Source organism: Pseudomonas allokribbensis, assembly GCF_014863605.1.
GTDB lineage: Bacteria > Pseudomonadota > Gammaproteobacteria > Pseudomonadales > Pseudomonadaceae > Aquipseudomonas > Aquipseudomonas allokribbensis.
This window is the reverse complement of the sequence record NZ_CP062252.1, coordinates 3647290-3662460: the sequence shown is the minus strand read 5'-3', so window position 1 is coordinate 3662460 and position 15171 is coordinate 3647290. Positions and strand designations below refer to the sequence as shown.

Here is a 15171-nt window from a genome sequence, read left to right as displayed (position 1 = left end):
GACGAAGCAAGGCCGTGGCCGGATAGCCAGCAGCACCTATCTCTTTCTGAGAAATAAAGAAAAGCAGCCGGATGGGAGCTTGTCCAATCCGGCCTTGAGGCTAGTTGTTACAGATCAATTGGAACGAAAGTGCCATATCTGATGGCTCTTAGGTGGCACTTTCAGGAAAAGTTCCATCGTTTTGCGCGGGGGATGGTGCAGAGGGTACGCAGAGTGTGGCGAAGCCAGCTCAGGTCATGGGGCGATTTGCGCGGCGCGGCGTGGTGTCTGGTTTTGCCGAGGAACTGGGTGAAGTCTTGCAGAAGCGATTCATCCGTTCCGATGCCTTTCAGTTTTTTGAACAGTACGCCTTCCTTGTAGAACAACACCGTCGGAGTACCCGTGACATCAGGATGTCGGCACGACTGTGCGGTATCGAGCATGAAGATATCCATCCAGGGCCGGAAGGGCTTGGCGACTTCGAGAAAAACGGGGCCGGAGAACACGCAGGCACCGCAGTGCTCGTTGAAGAAGTACAGGACGACAAGGCGCCTGGCTTTCAAGACCTTCCGGTACGTCGGGGGCAACGCTGAATATCGAGTCGGCGTCGTCATTGGAGCCTCCTGAGCAATGAATCTGGAAGGCCTTTGACGTTAAAGCAGGGCAAAACGGCGGTCTACTGTCAGAAATTACAGGTAGGTCCTGCAAAGGATGATTTCGTCCTACTTTGCTGCAAGAGCATTCCCTCAGAAGACTCAGATCCGCGGACGCCAAGCAGCTGGTATCGTTTTTCAGGCATTTATCAAAGGAGCTCCTGATGGGCAGTGATGCAGGTTTGAAAGCAGTTTCCGTAGCAAAAGGATTGAAGTCAGATGCGTCCTGGAGTGCTATTTTCAGCACTCTGAAAAGCACTCCGAGGCGACCCTTCATGACACATATAGTCCTTTCCCAAGTCGTAGCGAGCATTTCCGAACTGAAAAAAAATCCCATGGGTACTGTCGCAGCAGGCGGCGGTGATTCAGTTGCAATTCTCAACCGCAATGAGCCGGCCTTTTATTGCGTCCCGGCAAAAGCCTATGAGGCGCTGATGAATCGCCTTGAGGATCTGGAGCTGATTGCTCTGTGCAAGGAACGGGAAAAAGATCCGACCATAAAGGTCTCGATAGATGACCTATGAGCTGGAGTTCTCGGAGAAAGCCTGGAAAGAATGGAAAAAACTTGATGCGAATCTCAAAGAGCAGTTGAAGAAGAAACTTCAGGAGCGGCTTGAGAATCCGCATGTTCCAGCCGACCGGCTCAGAGGACTCGGAGGCGCCTACAAGATCAAGCTTCGGAATGTGGGGTATCGATTGGTCTATCGAGTCAAGGACGAGGTGCTGATCGTGACAGTAATAGCCATTGGTAAAAGGGAGGGCGGATACGTATACAAAATTGCTACGGAACGTTGACCTCTATCGCCCGCGTCTTTTCCGGCTTCTCTAACGGTAACAACGGATACTGCCCTCGAATCGATCAACCGTGCACCGATTGGGAACCTGCTACCCGCATTGTTGTAGCCAACGGTATCGCACGCTTGCGCTCTCTCACTGTTTCTCTCTTTTTCCTTTTTACGTATCTCTTTGATTCCTGAGAATTTTAAAACTGGTGCGGATTCCCCTCGAATCCTGTGGCACACTTTCTGCTGTTCATTCCGTAGTAACAAACCATGTTCCGGTATAGCGGAATAAACAATCCTCTGGAGTGCTTGCCATGCATCGCCGACTTTCCTTGTTCAAAGCGTGTGTTTTTGTTCTTGCGGCTTCGTCCGCTGTCATGGGTATGGCCCAGGCGGCCGACAGCAAACTCGACAGCGTCCTGGCCCGTGGAAAACTGATCGTGGGGACCGGCAGCACCAACGCGCCGTGGCACTTCCAGGGCGCGGACGGCAAGTTGCAGGGCTTTGATATCGACATCGCCCGGATGGTGGCCAAAGGTCTGTTCAATGATCCGAGCAAGGTCGAGTTCGTGGTGCAGTCGTCCGATGCGCGGATTCCCAACCTGCTGACCGACAAGGTCGACATGAGCTGCCAGTTCATCACCGTCACCGCCAGCCGTGCGCAGCAAGTGGCGTTCACCCTGCCGTATTACCGCGAAGGCGTCGGCCTGCTGCTGCCGAACAACAGCAAGTACAAGGAAATCGAAGACCTGCAAGCCGCTGGCGACAGCGTGACCGTGGCCGTGCTGCAGAACGTGTACGCCGAGGAATTGGTGCACCAGGCGCTGCCCAAGGCCAAGGTCGATCAGTACGACAGCGTCGATCTGATGTATCAGGCCGTGAACTCGGGCCGTGCCGATGCCGCCGCCACCGACCAGTCTTCGGTCAAATACCTGATGGTGCAGAACCCTGGCCGCTATCGCAGCCCGACGTACGCCTGGAGCCCCCAGACCTACGCCTGCGCCGTCAAACGCGGCGATCAGGACTGGCTGAACTTCGTCAACACCACCTTGCATGAAGCCATGACCGGCGTTGAATTCCCGACCTACGCGGCATCGTTCAAGCAATGGTTCGGCGTTGATCTGCCATCGCCCGCTATCGGTTTCCCTGTCGAATTCAAATGATCCCGTGAGAGTGGGGCGCCTTGATGCGCCCCGCTCAAGGTACTGCCAACCATGAACTATCAGTTGAACTTTGCCGCCGTGTGGCGCGATTTCGACACCTTGCTGGCGGGGCTCGGTCTGGGTCTTGAGCTGGCGCTGGTGTCGATCGCCATCGGCTGCGTGATCGGCCTGCTGATGGCGTTTGCCTTGCTGTCGAAGCATCGCGCCTTGCGGGTGCTGGCATCGGTGTATGTGACGGTGATCCGTAACACGCCGATTCTGGTGTTGATTCTGTTGATCTACTTTGCGTTGCCGAGCCTGGGGATCCGGCTGGACAAGATCCCGTCGTTCATCATCACGCTGTCGCTGTATGCCGGGGCGTACCTGACCGAAGTGTTCCGGGGCGGCTTGTTGAGCATCCCCAAAGGTCAGCGTGAAGCGGGATTGGCCATCGGTCTGGGCGAGTGGCAGGTGAAGGCCTACGTCACCGTGCCGGTGATGTTGCGCAACGTGCTGCCGGCGCTGTCGAACAACTTCATTTCGCTGTTCAAGGACACCTCGCTGGCCGCCGCGATTGCGGTGCCGGAGCTGACCTACTACGCGCGCAAGATCAACGTCGAGAGCTACCGGGTGATCGAAACCTGGCTGGTGACCACGGCGTTGTATGTCGCGGCCTGTTACCTCATTGCCATGCTGCTGCGTTACCTCGAGCAGCGTCTGGCGATCCGCCGATAGGAGGCTGCGATGTACGAATCCCCCAGTTGGTTGCATGAGTTGTGGATTGCCCGCGAAGCCTTGTGGCAAGGCTTTCTGACCAGCGTGCAGGTGTCGGCGCTGGCCATTCTGTTCGGTACGGTCATCGGTGTATTCGCCGGGCTGGTGCTGACCTATGGCAAGTTCTGGATGCGCGCGCCGTTTCGTTTTTATGTCGACCTGATTCGCGGCACCCCGGTGTTTGTGCTGGTACTGGCCTGCTTCTACATGGCGCCGGCACTCGGTTGGCAGATCAGCGCGTTTCAGGCGGGTGCCTTGGGTCTGACGCTGTTTTGCGGCTCCCACGTTGCCGAGATCGTGCGCGGTGCGTTGCAAGCATTGCCGCGTGGACAGATGGAAGCAGGAAAGGCTATCGGCCTGACGTTCTATCAGTCTCTTGGCTACGTGCTGTTGCCTCAGGCGCTGCGGCAGATCCTGCCGACCTGGGTCAACTCGTCCACGGAAATCGTCAAGGCGTCGACCTTGCTGTCGGTGATCGGCGTGGCGGAGCTGTTGCTCAGCACCCAGCAGATCATCGCCCGGACGTTCATGACCCTGGAGTTTTATCTGTTCGCCGGTTTTCTGTTCTTCGTCATCAACTACGGCATCGAATTACTCGGCCGGCACATTGAAAAGCGGGTGGCCTTGCCATGACTCAAGCTCAAGTTTCCAACGTCCAGAACGGCCAGCCGCTGCTGGACATCCGTGGCCTGCACAAGCAATACGGCGCGGTCGAAGTGCTCAAGGGTGTCGACCTGAGCATGCAGCGCGGCAACGTGGTGACGCTGATCGGCTCCAGCGGCTCGGGCAAGACCACGCTGCTGCGTTGCGTGAACATGCTGGAGGAGTTCCAGGGCGGGCAGATCCTGCTCGACGGCGAATCCATCGGTTATGACGAACTCAATGGCAAACGCGTGCGCCACCCGGAAAAAGTCATCGCGCGCCATCGGGCGATGACCGGCATGGCGTTCCAGCAGTTCAACCTGTTCCCGCACCTCACTGCGCTGCAGAACGTCACCCTCGGCTTGCTCAAAGTCAAAAAGATGCACAAGGACGAAGCCGTGGTGCTGGCCGAAAAATGGCTGGAGCGGGTCGGCCTGCTGGAGCGGCGCAATCACTTTCCCGGCCAGTTGTCCGGCGGTCAGCAACAGCGCGTGGCGATTGCCCGGGCGATTGCGATGAACCCTAGCCTGATGCTGTTCGACGAAGTCACCTCGGCCCTCGACCCGGAACTGGTCGGCGAAGTGCTGAACGTGATCAAGGGCCTGGCCGAGGACGGCATGACCATGTTGCTGGTGACCCACGAAATGCGTTTTGCGTTCGAGGTCTCGGACAAGATCGTGTTCATGAATCAGGGGCGTATCGAAGAGCAGGGGCCTCCGAAGGAGCTGTTCGAGCGTCCGCAATCACCGCGGCTGGCTGAGTTTCTCAAAAGCACGCGGTTCTGACTTTTCACTTTTTCAATCAGGAGACACATCCATGAGCATTACTCGTTACGGCACCGGCAGCACCGCCGCTGGCGGCCAGCCACGTCCATTTGCCCGCGCAGTCGAGGTCGATGGCTGGCTGCACGTTTCCGGTCAGGTGCCGGCGGTGGATGGCGAGATCATCGTGGGCGGCATCGTCGAACAGACTCACCAGACCATGAAGAACCTGATCGCGATTCTCGAAGAAGCCGGTTATGGCCTGGAAGATGTGGTACGTGTCGGGGTGTGGCTGGACGATCCGCGGGATTTCAGCAGTTTCAACAAGGTTTTCGGCGAATACTTCAAGCCCGAACACGCACCGGCCCGGGCCTGTGTGCAGGCGAGCATGATGGTCGACTGCAAGGTCGAGATCGACTGCATTGCGTACAAGAAAAAGGCTTGAGTGTTGACCGTTCCCGCGCAGAGCGTGGGAACGATTTTTCGCGATAAACTCCCGGCACTTTGAATGGGAACCACTGAAATGACCGAAGACACCATCAAGCGCCGGGCACGCGGTCTGGACCGGGCGTTCGATATCCTCGATTTCCTCAAGGAAATCGGCCAGCCACTGCGCCCGAACGACATCGCCAATGGCATCGGCAGCCCGAAATCCACGGTCTACGAACTGGTGGCCTCGTTGCTCGAACGGCGGATTCTCGAACCGGTGGGCAAGGACGGTCATGTCTATCTCGGTCGTCAGCTGTACTTCCTCGGCCAGGCGCATCTGCGGCATTTCGACCTCAGTCGCGAGGCCGATCACGCGTTGCAGGAGATCGTCAGCCAGACCCGGGAAACCGCGCAGATGTGCCTGCTCAACGGGCGCAAATACACGGTGGCGCTGATGAAGGAGGGCGAGCGGCATTTCCGCATTTCCTCCGATATCGGCGAAAACGCGCCGATTCCGTGGACCGCCTCCGGACGCTTGCTGCTGGCGCACTTGAGTGACCAGCAGATCAGCGACCTGATCGACCCCGACGACTTCATCCTGCCCGGTGGCGAACGCCTGCCGATGGAGACATTTCTCAAGGAAATCCGCCAGGCCGGCATCGACGGTTTCTTCTCGTTCGACAGTGTCGCCGACACCTTTACCCATTGCTTCGCCGTGCCGGTCAAAGACCCTCAAGGCGTGGCCATCTGCACCCTGTGCATCGTCGCCCCGCGCGCCGATGCCAAGACCAACTACAACGACTATCGCCGGGTCTTGATCGAGAGCGCCAACAGCCTCGCCCGGCGTATCAACGAATAACTGCGCCCGCCAGCGGACGCGACCGTGAGGAGTTCGACCATGACGACTGCCAACAACACTGCTGCCGTGGAAAAAGGCGATGCCGCCCTCGGCGCGCAACTGGTGCGTGACATCAGCCTGCCGGCGCTGGTGCTGCACCGCGAGGCGCTGGAGCACAACATCCGCTGGATGCAGACATTCGTCAGCGACAGCGGCGCCGAACTCGCGCCCCATGGCAAGACCAGCATGACCCCGGCGCTGTTTCGCCGTCAGCTCGACGCCGGCGCCTGGGGCATTACGCTGGCCAGCGCCACCCAGACCCGCGCCGCGTACGCCCACGGCGTGCGCCGGGTGCTGATGGCCAACCAACTGGTCGGCACGCCGAACATGGCGTTGATCGCCGATCTGTTGGCGGCCGATTCGGGCTTTGATTTTTATTGCATGGTCGATCACCCGGACAACGTCGCCGATCTGGGCGCTTACTTTGCGTCCCGTGGCGTGCGTCTGAACGTGATGATCGAGTACGGCGTGGTCGGCGGTCGTTGCGGTTGCCGCAGCGAACAGGAAGTCATCGAACTGGCCAAGGCCATCGGCGCGCAACCGGCGTTGGCCCTGACCGGTATCGAGGGTTACGAAGGCGTGATCCACGGTGATCACGCCGTCACCGGCATCCGTGAATTCGCCGCCTCGCTGGTGCGTCTGGCGGTGCAATTGCAGGACAGCGGCGCGTTCGCCATCGCCAAGCCGATCATCACCGCATCGGGTTCGGCGTGGTACGACCTGATCGCCGAGTCGTTCGAAGCGCAGAACGCCGGCGGGCGTTTCCTCAGCGTGTTGCGTCCCGGCAGTTACGTGGCTCACGACCATGGCATTTATAAAGAGGCGCAGTGCTGCGTGCTCGACCGTCGCAGCGACCTGCATGAAGGCCTGCGCCCGGCGCTGGAAGTCTGGGCCCACGTGCAGTCGATGCCGGAGCCGGGGTTCGCGGTGATTGCCCTGGGCAAGCGTGACGTGGCGTTTGATGCCGGGATGCCGGTTCCATTGCTGCGTTACAAGGCTGGCGTGGTGCCGGCTGTAGGCGACGATGTCGGTGCCTGCAAGGTGACGGCGGTGATGGACCAGCACGCGTTCATGACCGTGGCGCCGGGCGTGGAATTGCGCGTCGGCGACATCATTTCCTTCGGCACTTCCCACCCATGCCTGACCTTCGACAAATGGCGCGTGGGCCTGTTGGTTGATGAGCAGTTGTCGGTGATCGAAACCATGGAAACCTGTTTCTGATGAACACGCTCAGTCCCTTGGGTCCGAACACCCCGCGTATCGCCCTGATCGGCGAATGCATGATCGAGCTTCAACAACGTGCCGATGGCAGCCTGCAACAGAGCTTCGGTGGCGATACGCTGAACACCGCTGTGTATTTGTCCCGAGCCATGGGCGACAAGGCGCAGGTCGATTACGTCACGGCGCTGGGTGACGACAGCTTCAGTGACGCCATGTGCCGCAGTTGGGCCGCTGAAAACATTGGTCTGGATCTGGTCCAGCGCTTGCCCGGTCGTTTGCCGGGGCTGTATTGCATCCAGACTGATGCCGCCGGCGAACGGCGTTTTCTGTACTGGCGCAACGAGGCCGCTGTACGTGACTGTTTCACGACCCCGGCCGCCGCGCCGATTCTCGCGGCGTTGCCGGACTACGACGTGCTGTATTTCAGCGGTATCACGCTGGCGGTGCTCGGCGCACAGGGGCGGGAAAAGCTGATTCAGACCTTGATCGAAGCCCGCCAGCGCGATGCACGGATCGTCTTCGACAACAATTACCGGCCACGGCTGTGGGCCTCGGTAGAAGAGGCGCGGGCGGCGTATCGCAGCGTGCTGCCCCATGTTGATCTGGCGTTGCTGACGGTGGACGACGAGCAGGCGCTGTTCCATTTCGAGGACTGTGATGCGGTGTTTGAAGCGTACGCGCAGATCGGTACGCCGGAGGTAGTGCTCAAGCGTGGCGCCGAGGCGTGCCTGATTCGTTGTGACGGGGAAGCGTTCGAAGTGCCGGCGCAGAAGGTCGAGAAGGTGGTGGACACCACGGCGGCGGGGGATTCGTTCAGTGCGGCGTATCTGGCCAGTCGCTTGTCGGGCGCAAGCCCTGCGCAGGCGGCGGAGGCTGGGCACCGGTTGGCCAGTCGGGTGATTCAGGTGCCTGGCGCACTGATCCCCAAAGAATGAATCCGATCTCTGAAGGCGCTGCCGACAGCCGCGCCTTCAGGGCGCCGGATCAATCGCGGAAAAACACCTGCACCAGGTGATAGCCGAACTTGCTCTTGATCGGCCCGTGCACCGTGCGCAGCGGCTTCTTGAAGATCACTGCGTCGATCACGCCGACCATCTGCCCCGGCCGCACTTCACCCAGATCGCCGCCGCGCTTGCCGGACGGGCAGGTCGAGAATTTCTTCGCCAGTACATCGAACGCTTCACCGTTGGCGATGCGTTGTTTGAGTTTTTCAGCCTCTTCGGCGGTTTTCACCAGAATGTGGCGGGCTTGGGCTTTCATCGTGCAATACCTGTAGCGGGGTGACGGCGGGGCGCGGATTATGCCTCAAGTCACGGGTTTTGGCTGATCATCGTGCGGATCTTGCCGGCCAGAAGCTCAATGGAAAACGGCTTGGCCACCATGTCCATGCCGTCCTCCAGAAAACCCTGACGCTCGGCGGCTTTCTGCGCGTATCCGGTCATGAACAGCACTTTGAGCCCCGGACGATGCTGGCGGGCGATCTCCGCCAGTTGTCGGCCGTTCATGCCCGGCAGTCCGACATCGGTCACCAGCAGATCAACACGCAGGTCGGATTCCAGCAGCGGCAAGGCACTCTTGGCGTCTTCGGCCTCATGGGCGCGATAACCCAACTCCTTGAGCAGGTCCATGACCAGCATGCGCACCGCCGGATCGTCCTCGACCACCACCACGGTTTCGCCGGTGGCGGCGGCGGGGGCCTCGATCGTCGTTTCGATCACCGGCCGCTCCGGTTCCAGCGCGTACAAACGCGGCAAGTACAGGCGCACGCAGGTGCCCTGGCCCGGCAGGCTGTCGAGGCTGACGTGCCCGCCGGTTTGCTGGGCAAAGCCGTAAATCATCGACAACCCGAGTCCCGTGCCCTGGCCGATCGGTTTGGTGGTGAAGAACGGGTCGAACGCCTTCGAGCGCACCGACGGTGTCATGCCGGTGCCGTTGTCACTCACCGCGAGCATCAGGTAATCGCCGGCCTTGACCGGTTCGAGGGTGGTGATGTCGTTGCCGTCGAGGTAGACGTTGGCGGTCTCGATCAGCAGTTCGCCACCGTCCGGCATGGCGTCGCGGGCGTTGATCACCAGATTGAGCAGGGCGTTTTCCAATTGGCTGACATCGGTGCTGACGGGCCAGACACTGTCGGCCAGGCGCAGAGTCAGTTCGATCGGATCGCCCTTGGTGCGGCGGATCAGGTCTTCCAGGGAGTGGATCAGCTCGTTGACGTTCAAGGTCTTGCGATCCAGCGACTGGCGCCGCGAAAACGCCAGCAAGCGGTGGGTTAACGCCGCGGCGCGATTGGCCGAGGACACTGCGGCATCGGTGAATCGACCGATTTCATCAGTACGGCCACTGGCGATATAGCGCTGCATCAGGTCGAGGCTGCCGATGATACCGGTCAGCATGTTGTTGAAGTCATGGGCGATGCCGCCGGTGAGCTGGCCGACCGCTTCCATTTTCTGTGCGTGGCGCAGGGCGTCTTCGGCGCGTTCGCGTTCGAACATTTCGTTCTGCAAACGCTGGTTGGCCTGGGCCAGTTGCTCGGTGCGCGCACTCACGCGTTCCTCTAGGGTTTCATTGAGGTTGCGCAAGGCTTCTTCGGTCTTTTTACGTTCCGTCTCGTCGATCACGAAAATGTAGAAACCGTTCACCGCACCATCCGGGCCGTGGCGAGGCAGGTAGTTCATCAAGGCGTGGCGCTGGCTGCCATCGCGATGGGGTGTGTACAGGCTGAACGAGCAAGGGCGGCCTGCCAGTGCTTCGGCGATGTAGGGGGCACGCAGAAAGTAGGATTCTTCGCCGATCACTTCGCGGATTGTGCGACCGTACAGCTCTTGCGGCGTCAACCCGTACCAGTCCAGGTACGCAGCGTTGTTCAGGCGAAAGCGTTCTTCGCGGTCGACGTAGCTGATCAGGATTGGCATCGCGTTGATGATCAGTTGCAGCTCGGTCTGGCTTTGGCGCAGGGCCTGCTCGGTATGTTTGCGCTCGGTCAGATCCAGCGCCGCGCCGAGAAAACGCATCGGCCGTCCGTGGTGATCCTTGTAGCAACGCCCGCGAGCGAAGACCCAGCGCACTTCGCCATTGGCCTGCAACAGACGATATTCCTCGGCGTATTCGGTGCCATGGGTGATGCAGTGCTTGATGCTGCGGGCGATCAGCGCGCGGTCTTCCGGGTGCACGCCGTGCAGGTATTCACTGATGGGCAACTGACTGGCCCGAACCGGGTCGACACCGTGCAATTGGGCGAAATGGGCATCGGCGATAAAGCGATCTTCACCAATGTCCCAGTCCCAGGTGCCAACCGCATCGGTGGCCGCCAGCGCCAGTTGCAGGCGCTCTTCGCTTTCGCGCTGGGCCTTGAGGCTGTCTTCGGAACGTTGCTGCAGTTCCAGGGCGATGCGTCGGCGTTCGTTGGTTTCGATGGCGGTGACCAGAATGCCGGCCACTTGCGCGCTTTCGTCACGAATCGGGCTGTAGGTCAGGTCCAGCCAGAAGTCGGAATCCTGGCCGTCCCGTTGCAGGGTAAAGCGCCGTTCGCTGTAGGTTCGCACCTGGCCTTGTAGGACGGCGCTGTAAATCGGGTCGGTAAAGTCTCGAAGTTCCGGCCATATCTGGTGCGCAGGTTGTCCGAAAGCGTGTGGATGCTTGCTGCCGGCCAGCAGCGCAAAGCCGTTGTTATAGATCTGGGTGAGCTGCGGGCCCCACAACAACAGCATCGGCATCGGTGAATGAATCACGATGTCCACCGCGGTCCGCAGGCTCTGCGGCCAATTGTCGGCGCTGCCGAGCGGGCTGCGGTTCCAGTCGGTGCGGGCAATCAATGCCTGGGCGTCATCGGTGTGCGGTACGGCGTTCATCAAAGGGTCCTGAGCGTCGGTCGGTGAGGCGGCGTCTACTATCCTAGTGCGGTAGACGCTGTAAGGCCCGTCGCGTCACGACGCACGGTCTTAAGTTCATTGAAAGCTTCGCAGGTGCTTTTTGCCATGGAAATCGACGCACTGCTCAAACAACTGGCCAGCCGCCACGGTTCAGATCTGTTCCTGTCCACGGGGGCGCCACCCAGTGCGCGGTTCGATGGCGTGCTGACACCGTTGAGCGAGCAGCCGTTCAAGCCCGGCGAAGTGGCGACTGTCGCCGCCTCCCTGATGGACGCCGAGCAGCGCCGGGAGTTCGACCGGGATCTGGAAATGAACCTGGCGATTTCCCGAACCGGGATCGGTCGTTTCCGGGTCAACATCTTTAAACAGCGCAATGACGTGTCGATCGTGATCCGTAACGTCAAACTCGACATCCCCCGATTCGAAGACCTGAAGCTGCCGCCGGTACTGCTCGAAACGGTGATGCTCAAGCAGGGGCTTATCCTGTTTGTCGGCGCCACCGACTCGGGCAAGTCCACCTCGCTGGCAGCGCTGATCGATCATCGCAATCGCCACAGCAGCGGGCACATCATCACCATTGAAGACCCGGTGGAATACATCCATCGACACAAGAAATCGATCATCAACCAGCGAGAAGTCGGGGTCGATACCCGCAGTTTTCACGCGGCGCTGAAAAACACCCTGCGTCAGGCACCGGACGTGGTGCTGATCGGTGAAATCCGTGACCGCGAGACCATGGAACATGCGCTCGCATTCGCCGAAACCGGGCATCTGGTGTTGTCGACGTTGCATGCCAACAACGCCAATCAGGCGCTGGACCGGATCATCAATTTCTTCCCCGAAGAGCGCCGCGCGCAATTGCTGCATGCCTTGGGCAATCACCTGAAGGTGTTTGTATCCCAGCGTCTGGTGCGAACACGGGACGGGCAGCGGCGAGCGGCAGCAGAAGTGATGCTCGGGACGCCGACGATTGCCGACCTGATCCGGCGCAATGACTTTGGTGAGCTGAAAACCATCATGGAAAAATCGGCGGAACTGGGCATGCAGACTTTTGACGGTGCGTTGTTTGCACTGGTGGCGGAAGGGGTGATCGATGAAGACGAGGCCCTGAAAAACGCGGACTCGGTGAACAACCTGCGCCTGCGTCTGAAACTGCACGCCGACACCATGCCGTCCCCACCACCATCGACTGGCGAGTGGGGACTGATGGACTGACAGGCGTCAGTCGCGAAGTTCGACCCGATTGCGAAACTGCTCAAGCGCTTCAGGATTGGCCAGCGCATCGGTGTTTTTCACCGGCTCACCGTGCACCACATTGCGCACGGCCAGTTCCACCACTTTGCCGCTGATGGTGCGTGGAATGTCCGTGACCGCGACGATCTTCGCCGGTACATGGCGCGGTGTGGTGTTGGCGCGAATCACCTGGCGGATCTGCTGTTGCAGCGCCTCATCCAGCGTTACGCCCTCCTTGAGGCGCACGAACAGCACCACGCGCACGTTGTCCTGCCATTGTTGGCCGATGGCAACGCTGTCCAGTACCTCAGGGACTTTCTCCACCTGCCGGTAGATTTCCGCTGTGCCGATGCGCACGCCGCCGGGGTTGAGCACTGCATCGGAGCGGCCGTGGATCAACATCCCGCCGTGAGGCAACTGTTCGGCGTAGTCCCCCTGGGCCCAGACGCCGGGGAACTGGCTGAAGTAGGATTTGCGCAGCTTCTCGCCGTCCGGGTCATTCCACAATCCAATCGGCATCGCCGGGAATGGCCGGGTACACACCAGCTCGCCTTTTTCGCCGATCACCGGTTGCCCGGCGTCGTTCCACACTTCGACCGCCATGGCCAGGCTCTTACCCATGATCTCGCCCCGGCGTACCGCGGACATCGGGTTGCCGTTGACGAAGCAGGACACGATGTCCGTACCACCGGACATCGAGGACAGGCAAACGTCGGGTTTGAAGTCGCGATAGACGAAGTCGTAACTCTGCGGCGACAACGCGGAACCGGTGCAGAGCAAGGTTTTCAGGTGACTCAGGTCATGACTTTCTTGCGGCTTGATGCCACTGCTTTCCAGGGTCGCAAGGAATTTCGGGCTGGTGCCGAACACGCTGACTTGTTCGTCATCAAGCAGCTCCAGCAATCGCTGGTTGTCCGGATAAAACGGTGAGCCGTCATACAGCACCACTGCGCTGCCGACCGCCAGTGCGGACACCAGCCAGTTCCACATCATCCAGCCGCAGGTGGTGTAGTAGAACAAACGGTCGCCGGGCCCCAGATCGACATGCAACCCGTGCTCCTTGGCGTGTTGCAGCAGTACGCCGCCCGTGCTGTGGACGATGCACTTCGGCACGCCGGTAGTACCGCTGGAATACAGCACATACAGCGGATGGTCGAACGGCACCGGGACGAACTGCGGTTCATCGCCCGGCTCATAGAAGTCATCCCACAAAGTAACGTTGGCGGGCGTCCGGTAATCCGTGGCATGGGCGTGAGGGCGTGCGTACGGCACGATGATCAACTGCTGCAAGGTCGGCAGCTGTTCGAGGATTTCGTTGATCTTGACGGTCTGGTCGATCTCTTTGCCGGCGTAACGGTAGCCGGCGCAGGTGATCAGCACTTTCGGCTCGATCTGGCCAAAGCGGTCGATGACGCCGTGGGTGCCAAAGTCCGGTGAGGAACATGACCAGATCGCGCCGAGGCTGGTGGTCGCCAGCATCGCCACCAGGGTTTGCCAGGTGTTGGGCATGCACGCCGCGACCCGGTCACCGAGCACGACACCGGCCGCTTGCAGGCTGGCCTGGAACCCGGCGACTTGCTGGGCCAGTTCGGCCCAGGTCAACAATTCACGCTGGCCGTTTTCCGCAATGGCAATCACGGCGACGGCATCGTCCCGTCGACTCAACAGGTGTTCGGCGAAGTTCAGGGTGGCGCCGAGAAACCATTCGGCGCCCGGCATCTGCAGGCCCTCACGCAAAACGGCATCGGGCTGGGTGTGAAAGATGATGCCGAAGAAATCGACGATTGCCTGCCAGAAGGCTTCGCGCTGGTCGATGGACCATTGGTGCAGGGCAGGGTAGTCGTCGAGGTGCAGATGATGGCGCTGATTGATAAAGCGCCGGAAGCCGTCCATGCGGGACCGGGCAATGCGTTTGGCATCGGGCTGCCAGAGAATGTCGGACATGGTTTGCCTCTTATTGTTTGTCAGAAAGCTCCCACTGCAACGTGGGAGCGATCAGTTGAACGCTTACTGCGCGAGCCACCCGCCATCGATATTCCACGCCGCACCACGCACCTGACTGCCGGCCTCGCTGCACAAAAACAGCACCAGTTCACCCAGATGCGCAGGCGTGACGAACTCCAGCGACGGCTGTTTCTCGGCGAGCAGATCGTGCTGCGCCTGCTGCGGGTCGACACCCTTCGCCGCGCGATCGTCGATCTGCTTCTGCACCAGCGGTGTCAGCACCCAGCCCGGACAGATGGCGTTGCAGGTGACGTTGCTGGCGGCGGTTTCCAGACCGACAACCTTGGTCAGGCCGATCACGCCATGTTTGGCCGCTACATACGCGGCCTTGCCGGTGGAGCCCACCAGACCGTGTACCGAGGCAATGTTGACGATCCGTCCCCAGCCCTTGTCGCGCATGGCCGGCAGGCTCAGGCGGGTGCTGTGAAACACCGACGACAGGTTGATGGCGATGATCGAGTCCCAACGCTCCACCGGAAACTCTTCAACCGCCGCGACGTGCTGGATGCCGGCGTTGTTGACCAGAATGTCCACGCCACCGAACTCGCGCTCGGCGTAGGCGATCATGTCGGCGATCTGTTCAGGGCTGCTGACGTCTGCCGGGTGATGGCCGACCTTGCCGCCGAACTGCTCGACTTCGGCAATCACCTTCGAAGCATCGCCAAAGCCGTTGAGGATCAGGTTGGCGCCGGCCTTGGCCAACGTCAGCGCAATGCCCAGTCCGATGCCGCTGGTGGAGCCGGTGACCAGTGCGGTCTTGCCAGAAAGAGTCGTCATGAATACC

At 60.3% G+C, this 15171-nt stretch carries 16 protein-coding genes; 11 read left to right on the top strand and 5 right to left on the bottom strand.

Annotated features, from left to right (window positions below; genetic code table 11):
* Window positions 1-161: 161 nt before the first annotated feature.
* A complete protein-coding gene (locus tag IF199_RS16650) occupies window positions 162-593 on the bottom strand; it encodes a thioredoxin family protein (protein ID WP_192558138.1) in 432 nt (143 codons plus the stop codon).
* 314 nt (window positions 594-907) lie between these two features.
* Between IF199_RS16650 and IF199_RS16645 the strand changes: the two genes are divergently transcribed.
* The 10 genes from IF199_RS16645 to kdgK all read left to right on the top strand — a co-directional run bounded on the left by IF199_RS16645 (window position 908) and on the right by kdgK (window position 8216).
* The gene (locus IF199_RS16645) at window positions 908-1156 is read left to right on the top strand and encodes a type II toxin-antitoxin system Phd/YefM family antitoxin (protein WP_192560964.1); all 249 of its coding nucleotides are present in this window, start codon (window positions 908-910) and stop codon (window positions 1154-1156) included.
* Window positions 1146-1427 (top strand): type II toxin-antitoxin system RelE family toxin, encoded by a 282-nt coding sequence (locus IF199_RS16640; protein WP_192558137.1) that lies wholly within the window; start codon window positions 1146-1148, stop codon window positions 1425-1427. Before IF199_RS16645 ends, IF199_RS16640 begins: the two co-directional genes overlap by 11 nt.
* Window positions 1428-1728: 301 nt before the next feature.
* Entirely contained in the window at window positions 1729-2577 is an 849-nt protein-coding gene (locus IF199_RS16635) for a transporter substrate-binding domain-containing protein (protein ID WP_102622731.1), read from the top strand.
* 51 nt (window positions 2578-2628) lie between these two features.
* Window positions 2629-3291, top strand: coding sequence for an amino acid ABC transporter permease (locus IF199_RS16630; RefSeq protein ID WP_059405928.1), 663 nt, complete (start codon window positions 2629-2631; stop codon window positions 3289-3291).
* A gap of 9 nt (window positions 3292-3300) precedes the next feature.
* Window positions 3301-3963 carry an amino acid ABC transporter permease gene (locus tag IF199_RS16625; RefSeq protein ID WP_007960241.1) on the top strand — a complete coding sequence of 221 codons (663 nt, stop codon included), beginning with the start codon at window positions 3301-3303 and terminating at the stop codon, window positions 3961-3963.
* Window positions 3960-4757 carry an amino acid ABC transporter ATP-binding protein gene (locus tag IF199_RS16620; RefSeq protein WP_007960239.1) on the top strand — a complete coding sequence of 266 codons (798 nt, stop codon included), beginning with the start codon at window positions 3960-3962 and terminating at the stop codon, window positions 4755-4757. Before IF199_RS16625 ends, IF199_RS16620 begins: the two co-directional genes overlap by 4 nt.
* Window positions 4758-4788: 31 nt before the next feature.
* Window positions 4789-5178, top strand: a complete 390-nt coding sequence (locus IF199_RS16615; protein WP_192558136.1) for a RidA family protein — start codon at window positions 4789-4791, stop codon at window positions 5176-5178.
* A gap of 78 nt (window positions 5179-5256) precedes the next feature.
* Window positions 5257-6021, top strand: coding sequence for an IclR family transcriptional regulator (locus IF199_RS16610; RefSeq protein ID WP_192560963.1), 765 nt, complete (start codon window positions 5257-5259; stop codon window positions 6019-6021).
* A gap of 39 nt (window positions 6022-6060) precedes the next feature.
* Window positions 6061-7281, top strand: coding sequence for an amino acid deaminase (locus tag IF199_RS16605; RefSeq protein WP_192558135.1), 1221 nt, complete (start codon window positions 6061-6063; stop codon window positions 7279-7281).
* A complete protein-coding gene (gene kdgK / locus IF199_RS16600) occupies window positions 7281-8216 on the top strand; it encodes a 2-dehydro-3-deoxygluconokinase (protein ID WP_192558134.1) in 936 nt (311 codons plus the stop codon). The genes IF199_RS16605 and kdgK overlap by 1 nt, the downstream gene beginning before the upstream one ends.
* Window positions 8217-8265: 49 nt before the next feature.
* Here the strand turns inward: kdgK and IF199_RS16595 are convergent, their stop codons facing one another.
* Together IF199_RS16595 and IF199_RS16590 are read right to left on the bottom strand one after the other, a co-directional pair.
* Window positions 8266-8541, bottom strand: a complete 276-nt coding sequence (locus tag IF199_RS16595) for a peptidylprolyl isomerase (RefSeq protein WP_096821583.1) — start codon at window positions 8539-8541, stop codon at window positions 8266-8268.
* A 50-nt stretch (window positions 8542-8591) separates the two neighbouring features.
* Window positions 8592-11129: a PAS domain-containing hybrid sensor histidine kinase/response regulator gene (locus tag IF199_RS16590; RefSeq protein WP_192558133.1), complete on the bottom strand. Its 2538-nt coding sequence runs from the start codon at window positions 11127-11129 to the stop codon at window positions 8592-8594.
* A gap of 126 nt (window positions 11130-11255) precedes the next feature.
* On the opposite strand from IF199_RS16590, the gene IF199_RS16585 reads away from it, so the two are divergent.
* A complete protein-coding gene (locus IF199_RS16585) occupies window positions 11256-12365 on the top strand; it encodes a PilT/PilU family type 4a pilus ATPase (protein WP_192558132.1) in 1110 nt (369 codons plus the stop codon).
* A 6-nt stretch (window positions 12366-12371) separates the two neighbouring features.
* On the opposite strand, the gene IF199_RS16580 is transcribed toward IF199_RS16585, so the two are convergent.
* Window positions 12372-14327 (bottom strand): acetoacetate--CoA ligase, encoded by a 1956-nt coding sequence (locus IF199_RS16580; RefSeq protein ID WP_192558131.1) that lies wholly within the window; start codon window positions 14325-14327, stop codon window positions 12372-12374.
* A gap of 63 nt (window positions 14328-14390) precedes the next feature.
* Window positions 14391-15164: a 3-hydroxybutyrate dehydrogenase gene (gene hbdH, locus IF199_RS16575; protein ID WP_192558130.1), complete on the bottom strand. Its 774-nt coding sequence runs from the start codon at window positions 15162-15164 to the stop codon at window positions 14391-14393.
* Between the last annotated feature and the right edge of the window lie 7 nt (window positions 15165-15171).